The sequence below is a fragment of the Hwangdonia seohaensis genome, from assembly GCF_031932625.1.
Taxonomy (GTDB): domain Bacteria; phylum Bacteroidota; class Bacteroidia; order Flavobacteriales; family Flavobacteriaceae; genus Hwangdonia; species Hwangdonia seohaensis.
Genome location: NZ_JAVSCK010000003.1, coordinates 71,622 through 90,171, shown reverse-complemented (window position 1 = coordinate 90,171; position 18,550 = coordinate 71,622). Strand labels below are relative to the sequence as shown.

Sequence of the window (18,550 nt, the reverse complement as noted above, 5' to 3'; positions counted from 1 at the left end):
AACCCCAAAAACAGCGTTTTGTTTTTGGGGTTTATCTAGGTTTTATTTCTTTATGTTTTCGATAAACTGATCGAAAAGATAGGATGAGTCATGTGGCCCAGGACTGGCTTCGGGATGGTACTGTACCGAAAAACAGTTTTTGTTTTTCATGGCCAAACCAGCAACCGTATGGTCGTTTAAGTGCACATGGGTTATTTCCAAATCTGGGTTTGCTTCGGCCTCTTCCCGGTTTACTGCAAATCCGTGGTTTTGCGACGTTATTTCGCCCTTTCCTGTTTTTAGGTTTTTTACCGGGTGATTAATACCTCGATGCCCATTGTGCATTTTATAAGTAGATACGCCATTTGCCAAGGCAATAACTTGATGCCCCAAACAGATGCCGAAAAGCGGCAAATCCCTTTTAATGATTTCTTTAGCGACTTCTTGGGCTTCAACCAATGGCTCGGGATCTCCAGGGCCGTTTGACAAGAAATATCCGTCGGGTTTAAAGGCTTCTAAATCTTCAAACTTTGCATTGTACGGAAATACTTTTATGTATGCATCGCGTTTGGCAATGTTTCTGAGAATATTCTTTTTAATTCCAATATCCAAAGCCGCTACTTTATATGTGGCGTTTTCATCACCAAAATAATAAGGTTCTTTAGTGGATACTTTTGATGCCAGTTCCAGTCCGTTCATTTCGGGCACTTCACTCAACTGCTTTTTTAAGCCTTCAATATTATCAACCTCTGTTGAAATAACAGCGTTCATAGCGCCGTGGTCTCTAATATAACTCACCAAAGCTCTGGTGTCTACATCTGAAATAGCCAGTAAATTATTGTCGTCTAAAAATTCTTCCAACGATTTATCTGCGATGTCCCTTGAGTATTCGTAACTAAAGTTTTTTACGATTAAACCTGCAATTTTTATGGAGTCGGATTCTACTTCATCTTTATTCGTGCCATAGTTGCCAATATGCGCATTAGTGGCCACCATAAGCTGACCGTAGTACGACGGGTCTGTAAAAATTTCTTGATAGCCCGTCATGCCCGTATTAAAACATACTTCGCCAAATGCAGTGCCTTGTTTGTTACCTACAGCTTTACCGTAAAAAATAGTACCATCGGCCAGAAGTACGATGGCTTTTTGTCTTTTTTGATATTTCATCTAATACTTAAATTCATAAGATTTCCGCCTGCGCGGAAACAGGGTTTTACAAAATTGCATAAAAAAAAGGATAAACTAAAATAGTTTATCCTTTATATTTAAAATGCTTATTAACATTTATTCTTCTTCCTCGTTTGTTGTTTTATTTTCTGCAACTGGAGCAACAACAGGTTTTGAACCTCCTCTTCTGCTTCTACGAGTTGTTTTCTTCTCTTTCTTGCCAGCGTTATAAATTTCGTTATAATCTACAAGTTCAATCATAGCCATATCAGCATTATCACCTAAACGATTACCAAGCTTTATAATTCTTGTGTAACCTCCCGGTCTGTCACCAACCTTAGTCGCTACATCTCTAAACAATTCCGCTACAGCGTCTTTTTGTCTTAAGCGAGCCATAACAATACGTCTGTTATGTGTTGTATCTTCTTTAGATTTAGTAATCATGGGCTCAACAAATTGCTTTAATGCTTTTGCTTTAGCTACTGTTGTGTTAATACGCTTATGCTCGATTAAAGAGCAAGCCATATTTGCCAACATTGATTTTCTGTGTGCAGTTTTTCTGCCTAAGTGATTGATTTTTTTTCCGTGTCTCATGACATTTGTTTTATCATCTTGCTACCATACTCGACTAGCGAGGAGCAAAATATGATTAATTAATCTTTATCTAATTTGTATTTTGATAAGTCCATTCCGAAGTTTAAACCTTTAACGTTTACAAGCTCTTCAAGCTCTGTTAATGATTTTTTACCAAAGTTACGGAACTTCATTAAATCGTTTTTGTTAAATGATACCAAGTCGCCTAAAGTATCAACCTCTGCAGCTTTTAAACAGTTAAGTGCACGTACCGATAAATCCATATCGATCAATTTCGTTTTTAACAACTGACGCATGTGTAATGATTCTTCATCATACGTTTCGGTTTGTGCAATTTCATCAGCTTCAAGCGTGATACGCTCATCAGAGAATAACATGAAGTGGTGAATTAACGTTTTAGCGCCTTCGGTTAAAGCATCTTGTGGTGTAATTGAACCATCGGTAATGATTTCAAAAACCAATTTTTCGTAATCGGTTTTTTGCTCAACACGGTAGTTCTCAATACTGTACTTTACGTTTTTTATTGGTGTGTAAATTGAATCTGTAAAGATGGTGCCTATTGGTGCAGAAGACTTTTTATTTTCTTCGGCAGGCACGTAACCTCTACCTTTTTCAATTGTAATTTCCATGTTAAAGTTAACCTTAGGATCTAAGTTACAGATAACCAACTCTGTATTTAACACTTGGAATCCTGAGATGAATTTTTGGAAATCGCCAGCTGTAATTTGTTCTTGTCCAGAAATTGAAATTGAAATTGATTCGTTATCAATATCTTCAATCTGTCTTTTAAAACGAACTTGTTTTAGGTTTAAGATGATTTCCGTTACATCTTCAACCACTCCAGCGATTGCTGAAAACTCATGATCTACACCTTCTATCCTAACCGATGTAATAGCAAATCCTTCTAAAGAAGATAATAAAACTCTTCTTAATGCATTACCAACTGTTAATCCGTAACCAGGTTCTAGTGGTCTGAATTCGAATTTTCCTTCGAAATCAGTAGAATCAATCATGATTACCTTATCAGGCTTTTGAAAATTAAATACTGCCATATTGTTCTTCGTTTTAATTGTTATTTGGTTGCGCGGTTTATAAGTTTGAAGAAGACTAATAAACCCTTTGGCCAAATACCAATGTGATTAATTTATTATTTAGAATATAATTCTACGATGAATTGTTCGTTTATGTTTTCCGGGATTTGGATTCTAGCAGGAACAGAAACGTATGTTCCAGATTTAGTTTCGTTGTTCCAGGTAATCCATTCGTAAACGGCACTTGAGTTTGAAAGCGATCTTTCAATAGCATCAAGTGATTTTGATTTTTCCCTTACAGCAACTACATCACCGGCTTTTAATTGGTAAGAAGGTATGTTTACCAACTCGCCGTTTACCGTAATGTGTCTGTGAGATACCAATTGTCTTGCACCACTTCTAGAAGGAGAAATTCCCATTCTGTAAACTACATTGTCTAATCTAGACTCGCAAAGTTGTAATAAAACCTCACCTGTAATGCCTTGTGCTGCTCTTGCTTTTTTAAACAAACCTCTAAATTGACGCTCTAAAATACCATAGGTATATTTAGCTTTTTGTTTTTCCATTAACTGGATTGCGTATTCAGATTTTTTTCCACGACGTCTTGCGTTTCCGTGTTGACCTGGAGGATAATTTCTTTTCTCGAAAGATTTATCTTCTCCAAAAATAGCTTCACCGAACTTTCGGGCTATTTTAGTTTTAGGACCAGTATATCTTGCCATTTTAAATTGTTTTTAAGAGTGATTATGAATTAAGGTCTTAATCTTATCCTTCGATAATCATTTTATCTCTTGATTGATACTTGATTATTATTTTTTTTCAGTTTGCAAATGTATGCAAAAAATTAACACCATTAGAGTTTCTAATGGCATTAATTTTTAAATTCAAAATTCTGAATTTAGAACTATTAAACCCTTCTACGTTTTGGAGGACGACAACCATTGTGCGGTAATGGTGTAACATCAATAATTTCTGTTACTTCGATACCTGCGTTGTGGATAGAACGGATAGCAGATTCCCTACCGTTTCCTGGTCCTTTTACGTATACTTTTACTTTCTTTAATCCAGCCTCTAACGCTACTGCAGCAGCATCTTCAGCGGCTAATTGTGCAGCGTAAGGTGTGTTCTTTTTTGAACCTCTAAATCCCATTTTACCCGCAGACGACCATGAAATTACGTCGCCTTTTTTGTTGGTAAGTGAAATAATGATGTTGTTAAAAGAAGCGGTTACGTGAGCTTCTCCAACAGCATCTACAATAACTTTACGTTTTTTTGTGCTTGTTTTTGCCATATTGTTTTAGTTCTCAGTTATTAGTTGATAGTCGCTAGAATCCTAAACCTTTTAAATTTCAAACAGATTCCTTCCAACGTCTAAATACTAAAGACTAATTAATTATTTAGTTGCTTTCTTTTTGTTGGCAACTGTTTTTCTTCTACCTTTTCTTGTTCTGGAGTTGTTTTTAGTACGTTGCCCTCTTAACGGAAGACTAGATCTGTGACGAATACCTCTGTAACATCCAATATCCATTAATCGCTTAATGTTTAATTGTGTTTCAGAACGTAATTCACCTTCAATGGTAAATGCTCCAACAGCTTCACGAATGCCCGCTATTTGATCGTCTGTCCAATCTTGAACTTTAATACTTTCATCAACTTTAGCTTCAGCTAAAATTTCTTTTGCTCTACTTCTACCTACTCCGTAGATATAAGTTAAAGAGATAACTCCTCTTTTGTTTTTTGGTATGTCTACACCTGCAATTCTTGCCATAGCTTATCCTTGTCTTTGTTTGAATCTAGGATTCTTTTTGTTAATTACGTAAAGTCTACCTTTTCTGCGCACGATTTTACAATCTGCACTTCTTTTTTTAACTGATGCTCTTACTTTCATCTTTATTCAGTTTTAAATTCAAGGTTCAATATTCAAGATTCAAAATTCAAGTTCAGTTTAACTTTAAACTTTGAATTTCTAACTTTGAACTTTGAACTTTTAATATCTATAAGTTATTCGAGCCTTCGTTAAATCGTAAGGACTCATTTCTAATTTAACCTTATCTCCTGGCAATAATTTAATGTAATGCATACGCATTTTACCAGAAATATGTGCTGTCACTATGTGACCGTTTTCTAATTCTACACGAAACATCGCATTTGATAATGCTTCAATAATGGTTCCGTCTTGTTCTATTGCTGCTTGTTTTGCCATAGTTTATAATATTAAGCTACCGCTTTTCTATTTTTACCTGTTTTCATCAAGCCATCATAATGCCTATTTAACAGATAAGAATTTATCTGTTGCATGGTATCAATTGCTACACCAACCATAATTAATAGTGATGTTCCTCCAAAAAACAATGCCCAACCTTGACTTACGCCCATAAGCTTAACTATAAATGCTGGAAAAACAGCAATAAGCGCTAAAAATATAGAACCTGGTAAGGTAATTTGAGACATGATTTTATCGAGGTATTCTGAGGTTTCAGAACCGGGACGAATACCAGGTATAAAACCACCACTACGTTTTAGATCGTCTGCCATTTTATTGGTTGGTACCGTGATTGCCGTATAAAAATAAGTAAATACAATAATCAACAATGCAAAAGTTACGTTGTACCAAAATCCAAATAAATCGGAATAATTTGCTTGCATCCAAGCGCCAACCGTTGAGTCTTTTAACAAGGCTGAGCCTCCAATCCAACTCGGTACAAACATAATAGCTTGTGCAAATATAATTGGCATTACCCCAGAAGCGTTAAGCTTTAATGGAATGTATTGTCTTGAACCTGCCATGGCACTTTTCTCGTAACCACCAGATGCTGTACGTCTTGCGTATTGTACTGCAATTCTTCTAACGCCCATTACCAACATAATTGAAGCTAAAATAATTACAAACCAAATTACCAATTCAAAAAGAATTAACATCACGTTATTACCTTCTAATCTAGTTGCTGCATTTTGTATAAACGACTGTGGTAATGTAGCGATAATACCTACCATGATTAATAATGAAATACCATTACCAATACCTTTATCGGTAATTTTTTCACCTAACCACATCGCAAAAATACAACCTGTTACCAAAATAGTAACCGATGAGAAATAGAACAAAAAGCCAGTGCCTAGTAAAAATGCACTTGGTGGAATGCCCAACTGAGGTAAAGCAGCTAAGTATCCTGGTGCTTGCAATAAACAGATGGCGATGGTTAACCAACGTGTAATCTGAGTTATTTTCTTTTGTCCACTAGCGCCTTCTTTCTGTAATTTTTGAAGGTAAGGAATGGCAATACCCATTAATTGTACCACAATAGAAGCAGAAATATATGGCATGATACCCAACGCAAATACCGAGGCATTAGCAAAAGCTCCACCGGTAAAGGCATTAAGTAAACCTAATAAACCACCATCGGCTGAATCGGCTAAACCTCCTAATTGGCTAGCGTCAATACCTGGTAAAACCACTTGTGCACCAAAACGATAAACTAATAACAGACCCAGCGTAACTATGATCCGGTTTCTTAGTTCCTCTATTTTCCAAACATTTTTTATTGATTCTATAAATTTCATACTTATAATAAAATATTATAATGTTACAGCTTCTCCGCCTGCAGCTTCAATAGCAGCTTTTGCTGAAGCAGTAAACTTATGAGCAGATACTTTTAATTTTGCTTTTAATTCGCCACGGCCCATAATTTTAACTAGATCGTTCTTTCCAGCTAAACGGTTAGCAAATAGCGTTTCAAAATCTACGGTATCTTTTATTTTCTTATCATCAACCAATTGTTGCAACGTATCTAAATTGATACCTTGGTACTCCACGCGGTTAATGTTAGTAAAACCAAATTTAGGCACACGTCTTTGAAGTGGCATTTGCCCACCTTCAAATCCTAGTTTCTTAGAATAACCAGAACGCGACTTAGCTCCTTTGTGACCACGGGTTGCCGTACCACCTTTACCAGAACCTTGTCCGCGACCTACTCGTTTTCCTTGGTTTTTTACTGAACCTTCTGCAGGTTTTAAATTACTTAAATCCATTTTTCAGTTTATATTTTTAAGCTTCTTCAACAGAAACTAAATGTGAAACTTTAGCAACCATACCTAATATGTTAGGTGTAGCTTCGTGCTCTTTTACTTGACCAATCTTTTTAAGACCCAGAGCTTCTAAAGTTCTTTTTTGTCTTTGCGTACGATTGATTGCGCTTTTAACTTTTGTTACTTTAATTTTTGCCATTTTTTTCTAGTTTTTAGTTGTTAGTTTTTAGTCGTTAGAACTCTAAAAAGTAAAATTTTATATTTTAATAATTTATCGTCTAATCTCTAAAGACTAACGTCTTAACAATTTTAAGCGTTAAAAACTTGTTCAAGTGTAATTCCTCTATCTCTTGCTATGGCGTTGGCATCTCTTAATTGCAATAAAGCATCAAAGGTTGCTTTAACCACGTTATGAGGGTTTGAAGAGCCTTGGGATTTTGATAATACATCGTGTACACCAACAGCCTCTAAAACCGTTCTCACTGCTCCACCAGCAATAACTCCGGTACCGGGAGCAGCAGGAATAATGTTTACTCTTGCACCACCGTATTTACCTTTTTGTTCGTGTGGCAATGTTCCTTTTATAATAGGAATGCGCACTAGGTTTTTCTTGGCATCTTCAACAGCTTTTGCAATTGCACTAGCAACGTCTTTAGATTTTCCTAAACCTTGTCCTACAACACCAGCTTCATCACCAACCACAACGATTGCCGAAAAACCAAATGCTCTACCACCTTTAGTTACTTTTGTAACTCTTTGTACACCAACCAAACGATCTTTAAGATCTAATCCACCTGGTTTTACTAATTCTGCACTTTTATATTTTTTAAACATAATTTCTTAGAATTTAAGTCCTGCTTCTCTAGCGCCTTCGGCTAATGATTTTACTCTACCGTGGTATAAATATCCACCTCTATCGAAAGCAATAGTTTCAACGCCTGCTTTTAAAGCTTTTTCAGCAACAGCTTTACCTACTAGGTTTGCTACTTCTGATTTGTTTCCTTTTGCAGAACTAATATCTTTATCTCTTGAAGATGCTGCGCTAATGGTTTTACCATTTACATCATCGACAACTTGAGCATAAATTTCTTTATTACTTCTAAAAACAGTTAATCGTGGTCTTGCTTCTGTACCAGAAACAACCTTACGGATTCTGTTTTTTATTCTTGTTCTTCTTTGGTTCTTTGTTAATGCCATAACTTAATTATTAAGCTGATTTACCTGCTTTTCTTCTTAATTCTTCACCAACAAACTTAATTCCTTTTCCTTTATAAGGTTCTGGTCTTCTAAAACCACGGATTTTTGCGGCTACTTGACCAACAAGTTGTTTATCGAATGATGTTAATTTTACGATTGGATTTTTTCCTTTTTCAGAAATAGTTTCCACTTTTACTTCTGGAGCAACATCTAAAACTATATTATGGGAAAAGCCTAAAGCCAAATCCAATTTTTGTCCTTGGTTTGATGCTCTATAACCTACACCAACCAATTCCAGTTCTTTTGTCCATCCCTTTGATACACCTTCAATCATATTGTGCATTAATGATCTGTATAAACCATGTTTTGCTTTTTGATCTTTAGAATCTGAAGAACGTGTTACCATTACATTACCATCCTCGACTTTAATATCTACAGAATCGAAATTTTGGGTTAATTCTCCCAATTTTCCTTTTACTGTAACTACGCCGTCTTTTATATCAACTGTAACGCCTTCTGGAATTACTACTGGGTTATTACCTATTCTTGACATGTTTTTCTTCTTTTTAGATTAGTAAACGTAACACAATACTTCGCCACCTACATTATCTCTTTTGGCTTGTTTACCAGTCATTACTCCGTGAGAAGTAGAAACTATGGCAATACCAAGGCCGTTAAGGATTCTAGGTAACTCGTTAGAACCAGCATACTTACGTAAACCTGGTTTACTAATTCTTTGCAATTTCTTAATTACAGGTTCTTTGGTTTCTTTGTTGTACTTAAGCGCTATTTTTATGGTGCCCTGTACCGTTGAATCGTCGAACTTGTAGCTTAAAATATATCCTTGTTCGAATAATATTTTAGTGATGTCTTTCTTTAAATTAGATGCCGGTATCTCAACAACCCTATGGTTGGCACGCACTGCGTTTCTAATTCTTGTAAGATAATCCGCTATTGGATCTGTATACATATTTATTAATTTGCGGTAATGGTTTTCAAACGAACTCTTCCTTTGAACCTAATACCAATTTATAATTCTTTTTTTTTTACCAACTTGCTTTTCTAACACCTGGTATTAAACCTTGGTTAGCCAATTCTCTGAATGTTACACGAGACACTCCGAAAGTTCTCATATAACCTTTAGGTCTTCCAGTAAGTTTACATCTGTTATGCATACGTACGGGAGAAGCGTTTTTAGGTAACTTTTGTAATGCTTCGTAATCGCCGGCTTCTTTTAAAGCTTTGCGTTTTTCGGCATATTTAGCTACTGTTTTTGCTCTTTTCACCTCGCGGGCTTTCATTGATTCTTTAGCCATATCTTAGTTCTTTTGAAAAGGTAACCCTAGTTCAGTTAATAATGATTTTGCTTCTTTATCGGTATCTGCGGTTGTTACAAATGTAATATCCATACCAGAAATCTTGTTCACTTTATCAATGTTGATTTCCGGGAATATAATTTGTTCGGTAATTCCTAAATTGTAATTACCTCTACCATCAAATCCTGTAGCTTTAATTCCGTTAAAATCCCTAACACGTGGAAGTGCCGAAGTAACCAATCGATCTAAAAACTCGTACATGCGCTCGCCACGTAAAGTTACTTTTGCCCCAATTGGCATGCCTTTACGCAATTTAAACGATGCAACGTCTTTTTTAGACAATGTTGAAATAGCTTTTTGTCCAGATATAGTTGTTAATTCTTCCACAGCGTGATCGATTAACTTTTTGTCTGCAACTGCCGCCCCTACACCTTTAGATATTACTATCTTGGTAAGTTTAGGAACTTGCATTACATTCTTATATCCAAATTCGTCTGTAAGAGCTGCAATTACTCTGCTTTTATACTCTTCTTTAAGTCTTGGTGAATATGCCATAACTATATTACTTCATTAGATTTTGTTGAAAATCTTACTTTTTTATCGCCTTCCATTCTATAGCCAATTCTTGTTGTTTCGCCTTTTGAGGTTAACAACGATAAATTGGATATGTGAATAGCAGCTTCTTTCTCTACGATTCCTCCTTGAGGATTTTGTGCACTTGGTTTAGTATGTTTCTTAACCATGTTTACACCCTCAACAATCGCTTTGTTCTTTGCTATAAATACCTTTTGCACCTTGCCTTCAGACCCTTTGTGGTCTCCAGCAATTACCTTTACAGTATCTCCAGTTTTTATTTTAAGCTTTCCCATCTTAATATTTATGTATTAAAGCACCTCTGGTGCTAATGATACAATCTTCATGAATTGTTTGTCACGAAGTTCTCTAGCAACAGGACCAAATACACGTGTACCTCTCATCTCACCGGTTGGGTTTAACAAAACACAGGCGTTATCGTCAAATCTTATATAAGATCCGTCTGGTCGTCTTACTTCTTTTTTAGTACGCACAACAACTGCAGTTGAAACCGCACCTTTTTTAATGCTTCCATTAGGTGTTGCGTCTTTAACAGAAACAACTATTTTGTCTCCTACAGAAGCATACCTTCTTTTAGTACCACCTAAAACACGGATAGTTAAAACTTCCTTTGCCCCAGTGTTGTCTGCTACTTTTAATCTTGATTCTTGTTGTACCATAATTACTTAGCTCTTTCTAGGATTTCTACTAATCTCCAACATTTAGATTTACTTAAAGGTCGTGTTTCCATGATCTTTACCTTATCGCCAATGTTGCAATCGTTTGTTTCGTCGTGTGCTACGTACTTTTTCGTTTTTAATACGAATTTTCCATACATAGGATGTTTTACTTTTTTAACTTCTGCAACAACTATTGATTTTTGCATTTTGTTACTAGTAACAACTCCTATACGTTCTTTTCTTAAATTTCTTGTTTCCATCTTTCAGCAGAATTATTGTAATTCTCTTTTAGTTAATTCGGTCGCAATTCTGGCTACGGTTCTTCTTATTGAACGTAATTGAATTGGATTTTCTAAAGGAGATATTGCATGAGCCAATTTTAGGTCTGAATAACTCTTTTTTGTTTCACCAAGTTTTTCTTGTAACTCAGCTACAGATAATTCTTTAATTTCTGATTGTTTCATAATATCAAATAAATTATGCTTCGTAATCTCTAGCGATTAAAAACTTAGTTTTTACCGGTAGCTTTTGTGCTGCTAAACGCAATGCTTCTTTTGCAACGTCTAATGGCACACCACCAATTTCAAATAAAACCCGTCCTGGTTTAACAACGGCCACCCAATATTCTACGGCACCTTTACCTTTACCCATACGTACTTCAAGAGGCTTTTTTGTAATAGGCTTGTCTGGAAAAATTTTAATCCAAAGTTGTCCTTCTCTTTTCATGTAACGTGTAGCGGCAATACGTGCTGCTTCTATTTGACGCGATGTTAAAAAATTCGAGTCCAATGCTTTTATTCCAAAAGTTCCGTTTGATAATTGGTGACCTCTACCTGAGTTCCCCTTCATACGTCCTTTTTGTTGCTTACGAAATTTTGTTCTTTTAGGCTGTAACATTTTTCTTTACTTTATAAAAAATTACTTTCTACGACGAGGTCCTTTGTTGCCACCTCTTCCGGGGCCACCTTTTCCTTGCTTTTTGGACAATCCAACAAGCGGAGAAAGCTCTCTTTTACCATATACTTCACCTTTCATGATCCATACTTTAACACCCAATCTACCGTAAGTAGTGTGTGCCTCAACTAAAGCATAATCAATATCGGCTCTAAAGGTTGATAAAGGAATACGTCCTTCTTTGTAATGTTCGCTACGTGCCATTTCTGCCCCGTTTAAACGACCACTAATTTGAATTTTAATGCCTTCAGCATTCATTCGCATTGTTGCAGCAATAGCCATCTTGATTGCACGACGGTATGAAATTCTGTTTTCAATTTGACGAGCGATGCTTGATGCTACTAAAAATGCATCCAGTTCAGGTCTTTTAATTTCAAAGATGTTAATCTGAACTTCTTTTCCGGTAATCTTTTTAAGCTCTTCTTTTAACTTGTCTACCTCTTGCCCGCCTTTCCCGATAATAATACCTGGTCTTGCAGTAGTGATAGTAACGGTTACAAGTTTTAAAGTTCTCTCGATGATTACTCTACTTACACTAGCTTTAGATAAACGCGCGTGAACGTATTTTCTAATCTTATCGTCTTCGGCAAGTTTGTCACCATAATCGTTTCCTCCGTACCAGTTAGACTCCCATCCTCTGATAATTCCTAAGCGATTTCCGATTGGATTTGTTTTTTGTCCCATACTCTTATTAAGCTTGTGTGTTATTGTTGGCTCCTACCACTAATGTTACGTGGTTTGAACGTTTTCTAATTCTGTGTGCACGACCTTGAGGTGCTGGACGCAATCTTTTTAACATAGATCCGCCATCAACTCTTATCTCTTTTACAAATAATTCTGCAGTTTCAACATCGGCATCTTCGTTTTTTGCTTGCCAGTTAGCGATAGCTGATAATAACAACTTCTCTAAACGGCCAGATGCTTCCTTATTGTTAAACTTTAAGATATTAAGTGCATGTTCTACCTTTTCGCCTCTTACTAAATCGGCTACTAAACGCATTTTTCTTGGTGATGTAGGACAGTTATTAAGTTTTGCAAAAGCAACGTGCTTTTTTGCTTCCTTAATAGCGTCTGCCATTTGTTTTTTACGACTTCCCATAGCTTACTACTTTTTACCTTTGTTTTTAGCACCTGCATGTCCACGGAATGAACGTGTTGGTGAAAATTCTCCTAATTTATGGCCTACCATGTTTTCAGTAACATATACTGGAACAAATTGTCGGCCATTGTGTACCGCTATGGTTTGTCCAACAAAATCTGGTGTAATCATACTGGCACGAGACCAAGTTTTGATTACCGTTTTTTTGTTAGCTTCAACATTTGCAGCTACTTTTCTTTCTAATTTATAATGAACGTAAGGTCCTTTTTTTAATGATCTTGCCATGTCTTATTTCTTTCTACGTTCTACAATATATTTATTACTCGCTTTGTTTCTAGAACGGGTTCTGTAGCCTTTAGCTGGAATACCGTTTCTAGAACGAGGATGTCCACCTGAAGATTTACCTTCACCACCACCCATTGGGTGATCAACTGGATTCATTACTACCGGTCTTGTACGTGGTCTTCTTCCTAACCAGCGTGTTCTACCTGCTTTACCGCCAACTAATAATTGGTGGTCTGAGTTAGATACTACACCTATTGTAGCCATACAGTTAACAAGAATTAATCTTGTTTCTCCTGAAGGTAATTTGATAGATGCAAACTTTCCGTCTCTTGCCATTAACTGTGCAAAAGCACCTGCACTACGCGCCATAATGGCACCTTGTCCCGGACGTAACTCTACACAAGAAATAATGGTTCCTAATGGAATTTCACTTAACGGCATCGCGTTCCCAATTTCTGGAGCCACATCTGTTGCACCAGATACTACATTTTGCCCAACCTGAAGTCCATTTTGAGCGATAATGTATCTTTTCTCACCATCTTGATAATTCAATAATGCGATAAAAGCGGTTCTGTTTGGATCGTATTCTATTGAAGCTACTTCAGCAGGAATACCCGCTTTGTCTCTTTTAAAATCGATAATACGATACTTTTTCTTATGACCGCCACCTATGTAGCGCATGGTCATTTTTCCCTGACTGTTTCTACCACCAGACCTTTTGTTCGGAACGAGTAAACTCTTTTCCGGCTTATCAGTAGTTATGGCGTCATACCCATTTACTACTCTAAATCGCTGTCCTGGTGTGATTGGTTTTAATTTTCTTACTGACATTTGTCTTTAATTACATGTTACTGTATAAATCAATCATTTCACCTTCCGCCAGCTGTACAATTGCTTTTTTAACAGCATTTGTTTTACCATTTTGAATACCTGTTTTTGTGTGCTTGGTATTACGATCTGGACGGACATTTATAGTACGAACTTTTTCAACAGAAACGCCATAAGCAGCTTCAACCGCTTTTTTGATTTCTATCTTGTTCGCCTTCGTATTCACTGAGAATGTATAGCAGTTTCTCAACTCGCTTTGAGCTGTCGCTTTTTCTGTGATTATAGGTTTAATTAAGATACTCATGGTTTCTATTTACTTAAATTTGTTTCAATTCCTTCTAAAGCACTTTCTAAAAGCACCACTTGATTGGCGTTTAAAATTTTGTAAGTGCTTAATTCTGAAGCTGTTATAACTTCTGAAGTTTTTAAATTGCGCGATGACAAATATACGTTATTATTTGAGCCACCCAACACAAACAGCGTTTTTTTCTTTTCAAGCTCTAAAGCTTTTAAAACGGCTGTAAAATTCTTGGTCTTTGGAGCATCAAAATTAAAGTCTTCTAAAACCGTAATTGATTTCTCTCCTGCTTTGATACTTAAGGCAGATTTACGTGCTAAACGCTTTAGGTTTTTATTAAGTTTTATGCTGTAATTTCTTGGTCTTGGACCGAACATACGACCACCGCCCTTAAAAATACCAGACTTAATACTACCTGCTCTTGCCGTACCAGTTCCTTTTTGCTTTTTAATCTTACGTGTACTTCCAGAAATCTCAGCACGTTCTTTCGATTTGTGAGTTCCCTGACGTTGGTTTGCCAAATATTGTTTAACATCCAAATACACAGCGTGATTATTAGGCTCAATAGCGAACACTTCGTTAGAAAGGTCTGCCTTTCTACCTGTGTCTTTTCCGTTTATATCTAAAACTGCTACTTTCATTATTTTCTAATAATTACATAAGCGTTTTTGTGACCAGGAACACATCCTTTAACCACAAGTAGATTCTTTTCAGCAACTACTTTTAAAACTCTTAAATTTTGAACTTTCACTTTTTCACCGCCCATGCGTCCTGCCATTTTCATGCCTTTAAAAACACGAGCAGGGTACGATGCAGCTCCAATAGATCCCGGTGCTCTTAAACGGTTATGCTGACCGTGGGTAGCTTGACCTACACCACCGAAACCATGACGTTTAACAACCCCTTGAAATCCTTTTCCTTTAGAAGTTCCTGCGATATCAACGAATTCTCCTTCGTTGAAATGCTCAACAGTGATTGCATCTCCTAATTTGTACTCCTCATCAAAACCTTTGAATTCGACGATTTTGCGTTTTACAGAAGTACCCGCTTTTTTAGCATGACCTAAGTCTGCTTTAGTAGCGCTTTTTTCTGTCGCGTCATCGAAACCTAATTGAACAGCTTTATAACCGTCAACCTCTTTAGTTCTGACTTGGGTAACGATACATGGTCCAGCTTCGATTACTGTACAAGGAATATTTTTCCCGTTTTCATCGAAGATGCTGGTCATACCGATTTTTTTTCCAATTAACCCAGACATATTTATTATTTATTAATTATTACTATTTCGTTGAAAAAAAATTCAACATACTTATTTAAAAAAACTCAGGGTCGAAATACGTTCAACCCTGAATGTATTTTTACCGTTTTTCCCGCGACCGCATCGGTGGGACATGTTTGCAATTCTGAATGCAGAATCCTGAATTTGGAATTACACCTTTATCTCTACTTCAACACCACTTGGTAATTCAAGCTTCATTAACGCATCAATGGTTTTTGATGACGACGAGTAAATATCCAATAACCTCTTATAAGACGATAATTGAAATTGTTCTCTTGATTTCTTGTTTACGTGTGGCGAACGCAATACAGTGAAAATTTTCTTGTGTGTTGGTAATGGTATTGGTCCCGTTACAACAGCGCCAGTACTTTTTACTGTTTTTACAATCTTTTCAGCAGACTTATCCACTAAGTTGTGATCGTAAGATTTTAATTTTATTCTGATTTTTTGACTCATTTTCTTAAGATTTACGATTCAACGCCTTTTGCTGCTTTAATTACTTCTTCAGATATGTTTGAAGGCGTTTCAGCATAGTGTGAAAATTCCATTGTTGATGTTGCACGACCAGAAGACAATGTTCTTAATGTAGTTACATAACCAAACATTTCTGATAATGGCACAGTTGCTTTCACTGTTTTTGCTCCGGCTCTATCGCCCATATCACTTACTTGCCCTCTTCGTCTGTTCAAATCTCCAACAATGTCACCCATGTTTTCTTCAGGTGTAATTACCTCAAGTTTCATAATTGGTTCCATGATTACAGCTTTGGCAGCTTTAGCGGCATTTTTAAATCCTATTTTTGCAGCTAATTCGAAAGATAACTGATCAGAATCCACATCGTGGTAAGATCCATCTGTTAATGTTACTTTCATAGCATCAACTTCGTATCCTGCCAATGGTCCATTTACCATGGCCATTTTGAATCCTTTTTCAATTGAAGGGATAAATTCTTTAGGAACGTTACCACCTTTAATTTCAGATACAAAATCCAACCCAACTTTGCCTTCTTCTGCTGGCTCTAAAGTAAATACGATATCGGCAAATTTACCACGTCCACCAGATTGCTTTTTGTAAACCTCTCGGTGATCAGCGCGTTGTGTAATAGCTTCTTTGTACTCTACTTGCGGCTGACCTTGGTTTACTTCAACTTTAAACTCACGCTTCAAACGGTCAACAATAATATCTAAGTGAAGCTCTCCCATTCCAGAAATAATAGTCTGCCCTGAAGCTTCATCGGTTCTCGCTGTAAATGTTGGATCTTCTTCAGATAATTTGGCTAAGGCCATACCTAATTTATCAACATCTGCTTTGGTTTTAGGCTCCACCGCGATACCAATTACCGGATCTGGGAAGTCCATAGACTCTAAAACAATTGGGTGTTTTTCATCAGACATGGTGTCACCAGTCTTGATGTCTTTAAACCCTACTGCTGCTCCAATATCTCCTGCTTCGATAAAATCGATAGCGTTTTGCTTATTAGAGTGCATTTGGTAGATACGGGAAATACGTTCTTTTTTACCTGAACGGTTATTCAAGATGTAAGACCCTGCGTCTAAACGACCCGAGTATGCTCTAAAAAATGCCAAACGCCCTACGAAAGGATCGGTAGCAATTTTAAAAGCTAATGCTGCAAATGGGTCTTTAACACTAGGCTTACGTATTTCTTCTGCTCCTGTATCTGGATTTGTACCTATTATACTTTCTCTATCCATTGGAGAAGGCAAATAACGACACACGGCATCTAATAAGAACTGCACTCCTTTATTTTTAAATGAAGAACCACATACCATTGGTATAATGGCCATATCCATTACAGCAGCCCTAAGTGCAGCATGCACTTCATCTTCTGTAATAGAATCTTCATCTTCCATAAATTTTTCTAATAAATCCTCATCGTAGCTAGCTACTTCCTCGATTAATAAAGCACGATACTTACGCACCTCATCTTTCATGTCTTCCGGAATTGGCACAACATCGAAAGTAGATCCGAAATTGTCATCATGCCATACAATAGCTCTGTTTTTAACTAAATCTACGATACCCTTAAAATCCATCTCATCACCAATGTTCAATACAATTGGTACTGCGTTGGACTTCAACATATCTTTTACTTGCTGACAAACACCTAAAAAGTTAGATCCTTGACGATCCATTTTATTAACAAAACCAATTCTTGGTACTTTATAGTTGTCTGCAAGTCTCCAGTTAGTTTCAGATTGTGGCTCAACACCATCAACCGCACTAAATAAGAATACTAAACCATCTAATACACGTAACGAACGGTTAACTTCAACCGTAAAATCAACGTGACCAGGGGTGTCAATAATATTAAAATGGTAATCTTGAGCATCTGCGGTTGGCTCACCATTTTCTTTAGGGAAGGTCCAATCGCAAGTTGTAGCTGCCGAAGTAATAGTAATACCTCTTTCTGCTTCTTGCTCCATCCAGTCCATTGTAGAAGCACCATCGTGAACTTCTCCAATTTTGTGTGAGACTCCCGTATAAAATAGAATTCGCTCTGTTGTGGTTGTTTTACCAGCATCAATATGAGCTGCAATTCCTATGTTTCTTGTAAGTTTTAAATCTCTTGCCATATCGTAAATTAGAATCTAAAGTGAGAGAATGCTTTGTTAGCTTCAGCCATTTTATGAGTATCTACTCTTTTCTTAACTGCTGCCCCTTCTTCTTTAGCTGCTGCCAAAACCTCTGAAGCTAAGCGTAAAGCCATTGATTTTTCGTTTCTTTTTCTCGAATAGGTTATTAACCATTTCATGGCTGTAGATACTTTGCGATCTGGACGAATTTGCATTGGGATTTGGAATGTGGCACCACCAACACGACGGCTACGTACTTCTACGTGAGGCATCACATTTGATAAAGCGTCTTTCCAGATTTCCAAAGCTGTTTTTTCTTCGTCAGTTTTTTTCGAATCTACAATATCAATTGCATCGTAGAATACTTTAAAAGCGACAGACTTTTTTCCGTCCCACATCATCATATTAACGAAACGTGTTACTAACTGGTCGTTAAATCGTGGATCCGGTAAAAGCGGTCTCTTTTTTGCTGCTCTTTTTCTCATGTCTTCTTCTTAAAGTTTTTTAATTACTTTTTAGGGCGTTTTGCACCATACTTAGATCTACGTTGCGTTCTGCCAGAAACACCTGCTGTGTCTAAAGCACCACGTACAATGTGATATCTAACTCCTGGTAAATCTTTTACCCTTCCACCTCTAACCAATACTATC

Annotated in this window: 32 protein-coding genes and 1 pseudogene; all 33 read right to left on the bottom strand. The window is 36.7% G+C overall.

The features are described from left to right. Positions 1 to 42 precede the first annotated feature (42 nt). Positions 43 to 1,146 carry a glutamine-hydrolyzing carbamoyl-phosphate synthase small subunit gene (gene carA, locus RNZ47_RS09540; protein WP_311939277.1) on the bottom strand — a complete coding sequence of 368 codons (1,104 nt, stop codon included), beginning with the start codon at positions 1,144 to 1,146 and terminating at the stop codon, positions 43 to 45. A 117-nt stretch (positions 1,147 to 1,263) separates the two neighbouring features. Next, complete coding sequence (gene rplQ, locus RNZ47_RS09535) at positions 1,264 to 1,740, bottom strand: 50S ribosomal protein L17 (RefSeq protein ID WP_311939274.1); 477 nt, start codon at positions 1,738 to 1,740, stop codon at positions 1,264 to 1,266. Positions 1,741 to 1,799: 59 nt separating this feature from the next. Next, complete coding sequence (locus tag RNZ47_RS09530; RefSeq protein ID WP_311939269.1) at positions 1,800 to 2,792, bottom strand: DNA-directed RNA polymerase subunit alpha; 993 nt, start codon at positions 2,790 to 2,792, stop codon at positions 1,800 to 1,802. A gap of 95 nt (positions 2,793 to 2,887) precedes the next feature. Continuing rightward, positions 2,888 to 3,493: a 30S ribosomal protein S4 gene (gene rpsD, locus RNZ47_RS09525; protein ID WP_311939266.1), complete on the bottom strand. Its 606-nt coding sequence runs from the start codon at positions 3,491 to 3,493 to the stop codon at positions 2,888 to 2,890. 185 nt (positions 3,494 to 3,678) lie between these two features. Further along, positions 3,679 to 4,062 (bottom strand): 30S ribosomal protein S11, encoded by a 384-nt coding sequence (gene rpsK / locus RNZ47_RS09520; RefSeq protein WP_311939263.1) that lies wholly within the window; start codon positions 4,060 to 4,062, stop codon positions 3,679 to 3,681. Positions 4,063 to 4,164: 102 nt separating this feature from the next. Then, on the bottom strand, positions 4,165 to 4,539 hold the full coding sequence (gene rpsM / locus RNZ47_RS09515; RefSeq protein ID WP_311939262.1) for a 30S ribosomal protein S13: 375 nt from the start codon (positions 4,537 to 4,539) through the stop codon (positions 4,165 to 4,167). Between the two features lie 3 nt (positions 4,540 to 4,542). Continuing rightward, on the bottom strand, positions 4,543 to 4,659 hold the full coding sequence (gene ykgO / locus RNZ47_RS09510) for a type B 50S ribosomal protein L36 (RefSeq protein WP_013305171.1): 117 nt from the start codon (positions 4,657 to 4,659) through the stop codon (positions 4,543 to 4,545). Between the two features lie 99 nt (positions 4,660 to 4,758). Further along, positions 4,759 to 4,974, bottom strand: a complete 216-nt coding sequence (infA, locus tag RNZ47_RS09505; protein WP_007094967.1) for a translation initiation factor IF-1 — start codon at positions 4,972 to 4,974, stop codon at positions 4,759 to 4,761. Between the two features lie 11 nt (positions 4,975 to 4,985). Next, positions 4,986 to 6,332, bottom strand: a complete 1,347-nt coding sequence (secY, locus tag RNZ47_RS09500; RefSeq protein WP_311939240.1) for a preprotein translocase subunit SecY — start codon at positions 6,330 to 6,332, stop codon at positions 4,986 to 4,988. Positions 6,333 to 6,347: 15 nt separating this feature from the next. Next, complete coding sequence (gene rplO / locus RNZ47_RS09495; protein WP_311939237.1) at positions 6,348 to 6,800, bottom strand: 50S ribosomal protein L15; 453 nt, start codon at positions 6,798 to 6,800, stop codon at positions 6,348 to 6,350. A gap of 16 nt (positions 6,801 to 6,816) precedes the next feature. Beyond that, positions 6,817 to 6,996, bottom strand: a complete 180-nt coding sequence (gene rpmD / locus RNZ47_RS09490; protein ID WP_099563536.1) for a 50S ribosomal protein L30 — start codon at positions 6,994 to 6,996, stop codon at positions 6,817 to 6,819. 110 nt (positions 6,997 to 7,106) lie between these two features. After that, positions 7,107 to 7,631 (bottom strand): 30S ribosomal protein S5, encoded by a 525-nt coding sequence (rpsE, locus tag RNZ47_RS09485; protein WP_092847729.1) that lies wholly within the window; start codon positions 7,629 to 7,631, stop codon positions 7,107 to 7,109. Positions 7,632 to 7,637: 6 nt separating this feature from the next. Then, positions 7,638 to 7,994 (bottom strand): 50S ribosomal protein L18, encoded by a 357-nt coding sequence (gene rplR / locus RNZ47_RS09480; RefSeq protein ID WP_311939229.1) that lies wholly within the window; start codon positions 7,992 to 7,994, stop codon positions 7,638 to 7,640. A gap of 10 nt (positions 7,995 to 8,004) precedes the next feature. Beyond that, positions 8,005 to 8,547 carry a 50S ribosomal protein L6 gene (gene rplF / locus RNZ47_RS09475; RefSeq protein WP_311939227.1) on the bottom strand — a complete coding sequence of 181 codons (543 nt, stop codon included), beginning with the start codon at positions 8,545 to 8,547 and terminating at the stop codon, positions 8,005 to 8,007. An 18-nt stretch (positions 8,548 to 8,565) separates the two neighbouring features. After that, positions 8,566 to 8,964 (bottom strand): 30S ribosomal protein S8, encoded by a 399-nt coding sequence (gene rpsH, locus RNZ47_RS09470; RefSeq protein WP_311939225.1) that lies wholly within the window; start codon positions 8,962 to 8,964, stop codon positions 8,566 to 8,568. 76 nt (positions 8,965 to 9,040) lie between these two features. Beyond that, the gene (rpsN, locus tag RNZ47_RS09465; protein ID WP_311939222.1) at positions 9,041 to 9,310 is read right to left on the bottom strand and encodes a 30S ribosomal protein S14; all 270 of its coding nucleotides are present in this window, start codon (positions 9,308 to 9,310) and stop codon (positions 9,041 to 9,043) included. Positions 9,311 to 9,313: 3 nt separating this feature from the next. Beyond that, the gene (gene rplE, locus RNZ47_RS09460; protein ID WP_311939219.1) at positions 9,314 to 9,865 is read right to left on the bottom strand and encodes a 50S ribosomal protein L5; all 552 of its coding nucleotides are present in this window, start codon (positions 9,863 to 9,865) and stop codon (positions 9,314 to 9,316) included. Positions 9,866 to 9,867: 2 nt separating this feature from the next. Beyond that, positions 9,868 to 10,179: a 50S ribosomal protein L24 gene (gene rplX / locus RNZ47_RS09455; protein WP_311939216.1), complete on the bottom strand. Its 312-nt coding sequence runs from the start codon at positions 10,177 to 10,179 to the stop codon at positions 9,868 to 9,870. 15 nt (positions 10,180 to 10,194) lie between these two features. Then, positions 10,195 to 10,563: a 50S ribosomal protein L14 gene (gene rplN, locus RNZ47_RS09450; RefSeq protein ID WP_311939213.1), complete on the bottom strand. Its 369-nt coding sequence runs from the start codon at positions 10,561 to 10,563 to the stop codon at positions 10,195 to 10,197. 2 nt (positions 10,564 to 10,565) lie between these two features. Continuing rightward, a complete protein-coding gene (rpsQ, locus tag RNZ47_RS09445) occupies positions 10,566 to 10,823 on the bottom strand; it encodes a 30S ribosomal protein S17 (RefSeq protein WP_034043311.1) in 258 nt (85 codons plus the stop codon). A 12-nt stretch (positions 10,824 to 10,835) separates the two neighbouring features. Further along, positions 10,836 to 11,027, bottom strand: a complete 192-nt coding sequence (gene rpmC, locus RNZ47_RS09440; RefSeq protein WP_034043309.1) for a 50S ribosomal protein L29 — start codon at positions 11,025 to 11,027, stop codon at positions 10,836 to 10,838. A gap of 13 nt (positions 11,028 to 11,040) precedes the next feature. Continuing rightward, complete coding sequence (gene rplP, locus RNZ47_RS09435) at positions 11,041 to 11,460, bottom strand: 50S ribosomal protein L16 (RefSeq protein WP_034043306.1); 420 nt, start codon at positions 11,458 to 11,460, stop codon at positions 11,041 to 11,043. Between the two features lie 21 nt (positions 11,461 to 11,481). Beyond that, complete coding sequence (gene rpsC / locus RNZ47_RS09430) at positions 11,482 to 12,201, bottom strand: 30S ribosomal protein S3 (RefSeq protein WP_311939205.1); 720 nt, start codon at positions 12,199 to 12,201, stop codon at positions 11,482 to 11,484. A 7-nt stretch (positions 12,202 to 12,208) separates the two neighbouring features. Continuing rightward, positions 12,209 to 12,616, bottom strand: a complete 408-nt coding sequence (rplV, locus tag RNZ47_RS09425) for a 50S ribosomal protein L22 (protein ID WP_311939202.1) — start codon at positions 12,614 to 12,616, stop codon at positions 12,209 to 12,211. 6 nt (positions 12,617 to 12,622) lie between these two features. Continuing rightward, positions 12,623 to 12,901 carry a 30S ribosomal protein S19 gene (gene rpsS / locus RNZ47_RS09420; RefSeq protein ID WP_013869040.1) on the bottom strand — a complete coding sequence of 93 codons (279 nt, stop codon included), beginning with the start codon at positions 12,899 to 12,901 and terminating at the stop codon, positions 12,623 to 12,625. 3 nt (positions 12,902 to 12,904) lie between these two features. Then, positions 12,905 to 13,732, bottom strand: a complete 828-nt coding sequence (rplB, locus tag RNZ47_RS09415; RefSeq protein ID WP_311939197.1) for a 50S ribosomal protein L2 — start codon at positions 13,730 to 13,732, stop codon at positions 12,905 to 12,907. 10 nt (positions 13,733 to 13,742) lie between these two features. Continuing rightward, positions 13,743 to 14,033, bottom strand: a complete 291-nt coding sequence (rplW, locus tag RNZ47_RS09410) for a 50S ribosomal protein L23 (protein WP_311939194.1) — start codon at positions 14,031 to 14,033, stop codon at positions 13,743 to 13,745. 5 nt (positions 14,034 to 14,038) lie between these two features. Beyond that, the gene (gene rplD, locus RNZ47_RS09405; protein ID WP_311939192.1) at positions 14,039 to 14,668 is read right to left on the bottom strand and encodes a 50S ribosomal protein L4; all 630 of its coding nucleotides are present in this window, start codon (positions 14,666 to 14,668) and stop codon (positions 14,039 to 14,041) included. Further along, positions 14,668 to 15,285, bottom strand: coding sequence for a 50S ribosomal protein L3 (gene rplC, locus RNZ47_RS09400; RefSeq protein ID WP_311939189.1), 618 nt, complete (start codon positions 15,283 to 15,285; stop codon positions 14,668 to 14,670). The genes rplD and rplC overlap by 1 nt, the downstream gene beginning before the upstream one ends. Before the next feature lie 171 nt (positions 15,286 to 15,456). Further along, positions 15,457 to 15,762, bottom strand: coding sequence for a 30S ribosomal protein S10 (rpsJ, locus tag RNZ47_RS09395; protein WP_010181931.1), 306 nt, complete (start codon positions 15,760 to 15,762; stop codon positions 15,457 to 15,459). Between the two features lie 11 nt (positions 15,763 to 15,773). Further along, positions 15,774 to 17,900 carry an elongation factor G gene (gene fusA, locus RNZ47_RS09390; protein WP_311939175.1) on the bottom strand — a complete coding sequence of 709 codons (2,127 nt, stop codon included), beginning with the start codon at positions 17,898 to 17,900 and terminating at the stop codon, positions 15,774 to 15,776. Between the two features lie 8 nt (positions 17,901 to 17,908). Continuing rightward, entirely contained in the window at positions 17,909 to 18,385 is a 477-nt protein-coding gene (gene rpsG, locus RNZ47_RS09385) for a 30S ribosomal protein S7 (RefSeq protein WP_311939173.1), read from the bottom strand. A 23-nt stretch (positions 18,386 to 18,408) separates the two neighbouring features. Beyond that, positions 18,409 to 18,550, bottom strand: a pseudogene (locus RNZ47_RS09380) (30S ribosomal protein S12); the annotation flags it as partial.